The organism is Citrobacter sp. wls826, assembly GCF_005281245.1.
Taxonomy (GTDB): domain Bacteria; phylum Pseudomonadota; class Gammaproteobacteria; order Enterobacterales; family Enterobacteriaceae; genus Citrobacter; species Citrobacter braakii.
This window is the reverse complement of record NZ_SZWS01000005.1, coordinates 1-5,401: the sequence shown is the minus strand read 5'-3', so window position 1 is coordinate 5,401 and position 5,401 is coordinate 1. Positions and strand designations below refer to the sequence as shown.

The following is a 5,401-nucleotide window of genomic DNA, read 5'->3' as shown; positions in this document are numbered from 1 at the left end:
ATCGATCTGGTCGAATGCACGAGCAGCACCGCCGTAGGTTTTAGCCAGTACGGTGGTGATTGCAGCGGTCAGGGTAGTTTTACCGTGGTCAACGTGGCCGATGGTGCCGACGTTAACGTGCGGTTTTGTACGTTCAAATTTTTCTTTAGACACGGCTATATTCCTTACTATAGTGCTCTCCCCTGGGGAGAGAGCACGGGACTTAGGTTTTAATCCTGTGGCTTATTTACCACGGGCTTCAATAACGGCCTGAGCAACGTTGTTCGGCGCATCGTCGTACTTCAGGAACTCCATGGAGTAAGAAGCACGGCCTTTGGTCAGAGAACGCAGCTGGGTTGCATATCCGAACATTTCAGACAGCGGAACTTCAGCATGGATAACAACGCCAGTGACGTTGGATTCCTGACCACGAAGCATACCACGACGGCGGCTCAAGTCACCGATTACGTCACCGGTGTTCTCTTCCGGAGTCTCTACTTCAACCTTCATGATAGGCTCAAGCAGAACTGGTTTCGCTTTCTTAAAGCCATCTTTGAAGGCGATAGAAGCGGCCAGTTTAAACGCCAGCTCAGAGGAGTCAACGTCATGGTAAGAACCGAAGTGCAGACGCACGCCCAGATCAACAACCGGGTAACCAGCCAGCGGGCCAGATTTCAGCTGTTCCTGGATGCCTTTATCAACGGCCGGGATGTATTCGCCAGGAATTACACCACCTTTGATGTCGTTGATGAACTCGTAGCCTTTCGGGTTTGAACCCGGCTCCAGCGGGTACATGTCGATAACAACATGACCGTACTGACCGCGACCACCAGACTGCTTAGCGTGTTTACCTTCGATATCGGTAACTTTCGCGCGAATCGCTTCACGGTAAGCAACCTGAGGTTTACCGACGTTCGCTTCAACGTTGAATTCACGCTTCATACGGTCAACGATGATGTCGAGGTGCAGCTCACCCATACCGGCGATAATGGTCTGGTTAGATTCTTCGTCAGTCCAAACGCGGAATGACGGGTCTTCTTTAGCCAGACGGCCCAGAGCCAGACCCATTTTTTCCTGGTCAGCTTTGGTTTTCGGTTCTACCGCGATGGAGATTACCGGCTCAGGGAATTCCATACGCTCCAGAATGATCGGGTGATCCGGGTCACACAGAGTGTCACCAGTGGTCACGTCTTTCAGACCGATAGCAGCAGCGATATCGCCCGCGCGAACTTCTTTGATCTCTTCACGTTTGTTAGCGTGCATCTGTACGATACGGCCAAAACGCTCGCGTGCAGTTTTCACTGAGTTCAGGATGGTGTCACCGGAGTTAACCACACCAGAGTACACGCGGAAGAAGGTCAGGTTACCCACGAACGGGTCGGTAGCGATTTTGAATGCCAGAGCAGCAAACGGCTCTTCATCGCTAGCATGACGCTCAGCCGGAGTATCTTTACCGTCGTCCAGAATACCGTTGATCGCAGGTACGTCGACTGGGGATGGCAGGTAATCAATTACCGCATCCAGCATCGCCTGAACACCTTTGTTCTTGAACGCAGAACCACAGGTTACCAGGATGATTTCGTTGTTCAGAACGCGCTGACGCAGAGCTTTTTTGATCTCTTCTTCAGTCAGTTCTTCACCACCCAGGTATTTCTCCATCAGCTCTTCTGAAGCTTCCGCAGCGGACTCGATCAGGTTCTGGTGCCATTCTTCAGCCAGTTCCTGCATGTCAGCCGGGATATCTTCATAAGTGAAGGTTACGCCTGCATCTTCTTCGTTCCAGTTGATAGCTTTCATTTTCACCAGGTCAACAACACCGGTGAACGCTTCTTCAGCGCCAATCGCCAACTGCAGCGGAACAGGGTTCGCGCCCAGACGGGTTTTGATCTGACCAACAACTTTCAGGAAGTTCGCACCCATACGGTCCATTTTGTTAACGAACGCAATGCGTGGAACTTTATATTTGTTTGCCTGACGCCATACGGTTTCAGACTGAGGCTGAACACCACCAACTGCGCAGTAAACCATTACTGCACCATCAAGCACACGCATGGAACGTTCTACTTCGATAGTGAAGTCAACGTGCCCCGGGGTGTCGATGATGTTAACGCGATGCGGTTCATACTGCTTAGCCATACCGGACCAGAATGCAGTAGTCGCTGCGGAGGTGATAGTAATACCACGCTCCTGCTCCTGTTCCATCCAGTCCATGGTGGCTGCGCCGTCATGAACTTCACCGATTTTATGGTTTACACCGGTGTAGAACAGAATACGTTCGGTAGTAGTGGTTTTACCGGCGTCGATGTGCGCACTGATACCGATGTTACGGTAGCGCGCGATGGGTGTTGTACGAGCCATTTGATTCCTCGTTTATCTTTTAGGCGTTCAATTTAAGTAGCCCAAAGCGGGCTGCTTACTAGAAGCGCCCGCCTGGTGACTAAAACTCCGAAGGGATTACCAACGGTAGTGTGCGAACGCCTTGTTGGCTTCTGCCATACGGTGAACGTCTTCACGTTTCTTAACTGCAGTACCTTTGTTTTCTGCAGCATCAGAAAGTTCGTTCGCCAGGCGCAGAGCCATGGATTTATCACCGCGTTTACGAGCAGCTTCAACGATCCAACGCATTGCCAGGGCATTACGGCGAACCGGACGGACTTCAACTGGAACCTGATAAGTAGAACCACCAACGCGGCGAGACTTAACTTCGACAGTCGGACGCACGTTTTCAAGGGCTACTTCAAAAGCTTCCAGGCCATCTTTACCAGAACGCTGAGCCAGGGTCTCCAGCGCGCTGTATACGATGGTTTCTGCAGTAGATTTTTTACCATCTACCATCAGGATATTTACAAATTTAGCCAGCAGCTCTGATCCGAACTTAGGATCCGGCAGAATTTTACGCTGACCAATGACGCGACGACGTGGCATGGGAATACTCCGTTGTTAATTCAGGATTGTCCAAAACTCTACGAGTTTAGTTTGACATTAATATAAAACGTTTGGCCTTACTTAACGGAGAACCATTAAGCCTTAGGACGTTTCACGCCATACTTGGAGCGTGATTGCTTACGGTCTTTAACGCCGGAGCAGTCAAGCGCACCGCGAACGGTGTGGTAACGAACACCCGGGAGGTCTTTTACACGACCGCCACGGATCAGGATCACGGAGTGCTCCTGCAGGTTGTGACCTTCACCACCGATGTAGGAAGTCACTTCAAAACCGTTAGTCAAACGCACACGGCATACTTTACGCAGTGCGGAGTTTGGTTTTTTAGGAGTGGTAGTATATACACGAGTACATACGCCACGTTTCTGCGGGCATGCTTCCAGTGCAGGCACGTTGCTCTTTGCAACTTTGCGTGCGCGTGGTTTGCGTACCAGCTGGTTAACTGTTGCCATTAAATAGCTCCTGGTTGTAGCTTTCGCTTCGTAAACACGTAATAAAACGACCTCATACAATATGAGGACGCAGAATTTTAGGTCGGTGTCGAAAAGGTGTCAAGAAATATACAACGATCCCACAATTACCAGGACATCTGGCTGGGATGCTTCACCGTAAGTCTGACGAAGTCAGTATAGCTAACCCTGACGACACTGTCTGAAATTTGACCACCTAAGCCGCGAGCTTTAATGTCTTCTTCCAGTACATAGACCTTAATGGAGGCATTTTGCAGACTTTCAAGGAAACGGCTTCCTTCTATTGCCGCGGTCACGCCATCCTGAAGCAATAAAAGTTCATCGTCTTTATCAATCAGGCGAAGAAGAGAGGAGAAATCGGTAAGCCACGCGGAACGATGTAATGTGTGCAGCATGAGTATCTCAAAACCTTAAAATGACGTCATAGTTGCCTAGCTCACGGCGTAAATCTTCCGGTTCTAACGCTGTCGCATCGACCACAAAATTACCCCCCTGCTGGAGGCCCCGCTCGCGTAACGAGGCGGCACAAAGCCAACATTGATCGATATCGTACAACCCTAACAGCTTGAAGGTTGCGATATAGTCGCGAGCCAGCACGACATCCGGCTGTTGTCCCTGGAGGATTTGAAAAACGCCATCGCCGATAAAAAATACGCCGAGGTCTTCCGTTAATGCCGATGTCGCCAGTAAGGCATCTAACCCTTCGCGGCCAGACGAACTGCCATGCGGCACGGTAGAAAAGACAAAAGCAACACGTTTCATTAAAACTGCACCACGCGATCGCAGGTCAGGGATGCCTCAGCCAGCGAACCCAGCCCGCTGAGGTTAAAACCTGATTGTAAATTAGCCCCTGCCAGTCCCAGTCGCTTCGCTTCTGTTTCATCAACGACGCCGCGACGCAGCGCCGCAGCTACACAGATATTCAGCGTCACGCCATGCTGCTGGTTCAGCTGTTGCCAGGCCCGCACCAGATCATATTCATCACTGGCGGGCGAAGTCAGGAAGTTGGCGTTATACACACCTTCACGATAGAAAAAGACGCTGCATAGCTCATGCCCTTCTTTGAGTAACGCGTGAGCAAATTGCAACGCGCTGCTCGCCTGCTGCGTGCCATAAGCTGGCCCCGTCACCATAATGGCAAAACGCATTACTTGTCTTGCCCCTGGAAATCGCCGCTTTTGAACTGACGAATATAGAGGTAAACCGTGTGCTTGGAGATGTTCAGCCGATCGGCGACCTGGTTAATGGCATCTTTAATATCGAAAATACCTTTCTCATACAGATTCAGGACAATCTGGCGATTCTTGGCATTGTTGGAAACATTACGATCAGCATTCACTTCTTCAATCGTGAATTCCAACGTTTGGGTAACCAGGTCTTCCACCGAAGAAGCGAAGTTAACGGCAGAACCCACTTCCGGGGTTTCCGGTGGGATAAAGGTATTCATTATCTGCGAGAATGGAACATCAAGGTTCATGTTGATGCACAGCAGACCAATCACGCGATGCTCACGGTTGCGAATGGCAATCGTCACCGACTTCATCAAGACACCGCTTTTCGCACGTGTGAAGTAACACTTCGACACGCTGCTATCCGCACCCGTCATATCATGCAGCATACGCAACGCAAGGTCAGTAATCGGCGAGCCAATTTTGCGGCCCGTGTGTTCACCGTTAGCAATGCGGATGGCCGAGCATTTCAAATCCTGCAAAGAGTGCAATACGATTTCACAATGGGAACCAATGAGCATCGCCAACCCGTCCACAACCGCTTCGTAGGATTTGAGGATATCGAAATCGGTTTGATCGAAAGGACGTTGATCCAGTAAATCTAGCTCACTGGTTTCGTTGGTTAAAAGCGACCTGGACATGAAAAAAAGCACTCCTTTTCAGGAGCCTGTCGTTATGTTGTCAGGGCAGGCTCATCACTATTATAGGGGCATCTAAAGTAATACAGCGCACAAGGCGCTTTCCAGTATTAATTATATCCTGTCGATAATAAAAAACCGC

The 5,401-nt window shown here is 50.2% G+C and carries 8 protein-coding genes; all 8 read right to left on the bottom strand.

The genetic code is table 11. The features are described 5' to 3' along the window. Positions 1–153: GTP-binding protein (locus tag FDW87_RS00470; RefSeq protein WP_001690099.1), on the bottom strand; the 153-nt coding region annotated here is incomplete at its 3' end. 69 nt (positions 154–222) lie between these two features. Then, positions 223–2,337, bottom strand: a complete 2,115-nt coding sequence (gene fusA / locus FDW87_RS00465) for an elongation factor G (RefSeq protein WP_016154762.1) — start codon at positions 2,335–2,337, stop codon at positions 223–225. Between the two features lie 96 nt (positions 2,338–2,433). After that, on the bottom strand, positions 2,434–2,904 hold the full coding sequence (rpsG, locus tag FDW87_RS00460) for a 30S ribosomal protein S7 (protein ID WP_016154763.1): 471 nt from the start codon (positions 2,902–2,904) through the stop codon (positions 2,434–2,436). A 95-nt stretch (positions 2,905–2,999) separates the two neighbouring features. Then, complete coding sequence (gene rpsL / locus FDW87_RS00455) at positions 3,000–3,374, bottom strand: 30S ribosomal protein S12 (protein ID WP_003023654.1); 375 nt, start codon at positions 3,372–3,374, stop codon at positions 3,000–3,002. A 125-nt stretch (positions 3,375–3,499) separates the two neighbouring features. After that, positions 3,500–3,787: a sulfurtransferase complex subunit TusB gene (gene tusB, locus FDW87_RS00450; RefSeq protein ID WP_016157620.1), complete on the bottom strand. Its 288-nt coding sequence runs from the start codon at positions 3,785–3,787 to the stop codon at positions 3,500–3,502. 7 nt (positions 3,788–3,794) lie between these two features. Then, positions 3,795–4,154 (bottom strand): sulfurtransferase complex subunit TusC, encoded by a 360-nt coding sequence (tusC, locus tag FDW87_RS00445; RefSeq protein ID WP_047415984.1) that lies wholly within the window; start codon positions 4,152–4,154, stop codon positions 3,795–3,797. Continuing rightward, the gene (tusD, locus tag FDW87_RS00440) at positions 4,154–4,540 is read right to left on the bottom strand and encodes a sulfurtransferase complex subunit TusD (RefSeq protein WP_016154766.1); all 387 of its coding nucleotides are present in this window, start codon (positions 4,538–4,540) and stop codon (positions 4,154–4,156) included. Before tusD ends, tusC begins: the two co-directional genes overlap by 1 nt. Continuing rightward, positions 4,540–5,262 (bottom strand): transcriptional regulator, encoded by a 723-nt coding sequence (locus FDW87_RS00435; RefSeq protein ID WP_003023643.1) that lies wholly within the window; start codon positions 5,260–5,262, stop codon positions 4,540–4,542. The genes tusD and FDW87_RS00435 overlap by 1 nt, the downstream gene beginning before the upstream one ends. Positions 5,263–5,401 lie beyond the last annotated feature (139 nt).